The sequence below is a fragment of the Streptomyces sp. UF-297 genome, from assembly GCF_058245575.1.
This window is the reverse complement of sequence record NZ_JBSIBZ010000198.1, coordinates 1-2,905: the sequence shown is the minus strand read 5'-3', so window position 1 is coordinate 2,905 and position 2,905 is coordinate 1. Positions and strand designations below refer to the sequence as shown.

Genomic DNA, 2,905 nt, shown 5'->3' with positions numbered 1-2,905 from the left:
AGCAGCAACCGCTGCTGCGGATCCATCGCCACCGCCTCACGCGGACTGATCCCGAAGAACTCCGCGTCGAAATCCCCCGCGTCGTAAAGGAAACCGCCCTCGTTCGAGACGCTCTTGCCCATCGCGTCCGGATCAGGGTCGTGGATGTCCTCCGCCCAGCCACGGTCCACCGGGAACGCACCCACCGCGTCCCCACCCGACTCCAGCAACTGCCAGAACTCGCCCGGAGACGACACACCACCCGGGAAGCGACATCCCATCCCCACGATGGCCACGGGTTCCTGCTGGCGGCCCTCTACCTCACGCAGGCGCTCGCGGGTCTGGTGCAGGTCAGTGGTGACCCGCTTCAGATAGTCACGAAGCTTGTCTTCGTTCGCCATCCAATGACGCCTTCCTCATTACGCACGGTGGTACGGCCACGTACTCAGAGCCCGAGCTGGTTGTCGATGAAGTCGAACATGTCGTCGTCGCTGGCCGACTGGATCTTGTCGGCGAACGAACCACCGTCGTCGGCCTCGCCGGATCCACCGGCCTCGCCCAGCACGGAGAGAATGTCCTTCAGCCGTGCCGTGACCCGCGCTCGGGCGGCGGCATCGTCCAAGATCTCGGTGAGCGACGCTTCGAGCCTGTCGAGCCCGGAGTACGCCGCGAGGGCGGTCGTTTCCTCGGAGGCCGTCCCAAGCATCTCCTGCATCAGGAGATCGGCCAGGGCCGCCGGGGTGGGGTAGTCGAATACCGCAGTGGCGGACAGGCGCAGGCCGGTGGTGGTGTTGATCCGGTTGCGCAGTTCGACTGCCGTGAGCGAGTCGAAGCCGACATCGCGGAACGCGCGGTCCGGATCCACACTGCCGGGACCCGGCAGGCCCAGGACCATTGCGGTCTGGGTGGCGATCAGGTCCCGTACGGCCTCTTGCTGTTCGGCCGGGTTCAGACCCCCCAGACGCGCGGCCAGCGTGTGCTGCGCGTCGACCATGCGCTCGCCGACCGCACGGCGGGTGGGCCCACCGGAGCGCTGCCCGCGTATCAGACCGGACAGCAGAGAGGGGATCTCGCCCGTTCCGCGTATCGCGGAAAGGTCCAACTGAGCGGCAACCAGCAGTGGTTCGGTGCGGGCCATGGCCTCGTCCAGTACGGCGAGGCCATCCGCATCGGACAGCAACTTCAGCCCCTGGCGGGCCAGTCGCTGCCGATCGGCGTCCGTGAGCTCTCCGGCCATGCCCTGCTCCCAGGGACCCCACGCCAACGACACGGCGGGCAGGCCCTGGTGGCGCCGGTGGGCGGCCAGGGCGTCCAGGAAGGTGTTGCCCGCCGCATAGTTCGCCTGGCCAGCGTTGCCGATGACACCGGCGATGGACGAGAAGAGCACGAAGGTGTCCAGATCCAGGTGACGGGTCAGCTCGTGCAGGTTCCAGGCCGCGTCGACCTTCGGCCGCAGCACCGACTGCATCCGCTGCGAAGTCAGCGACCCGACAACCCCGTCGTCGAGAACGCCCGCAGCATGGATGACACCGGTCAGCGGCACCCCGTCCAACACCTCGGCCAGCTGGGCACGGTCGGCGGCATCGCACGCCGCAACGGTGACCTCGACACCCAACTCTTCGATATCGACGATCAGTTCCGGCATCCCCGAAGCCTCGATGCCACGGCGAGAGAGGAGCAGAAGATGCTTGGCCCTGCCGGACGCGGCCACATGCCGGGCCACCAGCCCGCCCAGGGCGCCCGACGCACCCGTGATCAAGACAGTGCCCGCACCACCCACCGCGGCCGATGAATCCTGCGTGACTCGCGTCAGCCTCGGTGCTCGCACCTGGCCCCCGCGTACCGCGAACTGCGGCTCGGCCGACTGCACGCCCGTACGCAGCCACTCCGCGACGCCATCGGCGGACAGATCATCCACGTCCGCCAGCACCAGGCGACCGGGATTCTCCGCCTGCGCTACCCGCACCAGGCCCCAGACCGAGGCAAGGGCAACTTCCACGGCGCAGTCCGGTCCCGCATCCACCGCACGCTCGGTCACCACCAGCAGCCGCGACCCGGACAAGGCCTCTTGCGCAAGCCATTCCTGTACGACGCCCAGTACGTGCACCGCCGCATCCCGAGTCGCACCGGCAACGCCGGCGGTGCCCACCTCCGGCACGACCCGCAGCACCACAACCGAGGGAACTTCTCCGCCCTCTTCCACCGACGCCACCAGGCCACTCACGCCCTCGGGGCCCAACTCCAGCCACGGGCCCACAGCCTCCGGCTCGCCCTCGGGCGCGATCGGCACCCACTCCACGCCGTACAAACCCTCACGAGCCGACGCCGCAGCAGCGGCAAGGTCCTCGGCCGACACCGGCCGCAGCACCAAAGAACCCACCGAGGCGACCAACTCGCCCTCGGCGTCGGCCAATGTCACCGACAAGCCTTCACCCGCTTCGGCCGGTGCCACCCGCACCCGTCCCACCGACGCACCCGATGCGTGCACCACCACATCGCCCCAGGCGAAGGGCAGCGCCAAGCTCTCGCCTACAGTCCCCGTGCCCACGATCACGTGCAACGCGGCATCCAGCAGCGCCGGATGGACCCCGAAGCCGGACACCTCTGTGCCCTCGGGCAGCGCGACCTCGGCGAACAGTTCCTCGCCGCGCCGCCAGGCCGCACGCATCCCCTGGAACACCGGACCGTACGCGAGACCGCTCTCCGCCAGCTCCGGGTAGAAATCGTCCAGGTCCACGGCGACGGCGCCTGCCGGGGGCCACTGCGCGAGCCCACTGCCGGAGATCTCGGAGCCGACCGGGGCCACATTGCCGACCGCGTGCCGCACCCACTCCGCCTCGGAGGCGGCATCCTCGACCTGGGCATAGACCGCCACCGCACGACGACCGGCCTCGTCCGGCTCCTCCACCGTGACCTGAACCCGCAA

The 2,905-nt window shown here is 69.2% G+C and carries 2 protein-coding genes; both read right to left on the bottom strand.

Annotation, left to right across the window (positions count from 1 at the left end; translation table 11 throughout):
* A partial coding sequence (locus AC4IJH_RS43320) for a beta-ketoacyl synthase N-terminal-like domain-containing protein (protein ID WP_490857536.1) occupies positions 1-380 on the bottom strand: 380 nt, incomplete at its 3' end.
* A gap of 44 nt (positions 381-424) precedes the next feature.
* On the bottom strand, positions 425-2,905 hold a 2,481-nt coding region (locus AC4IJH_RS43315), incomplete at its 5' end, for a type I polyketide synthase (protein ID WP_490857535.1).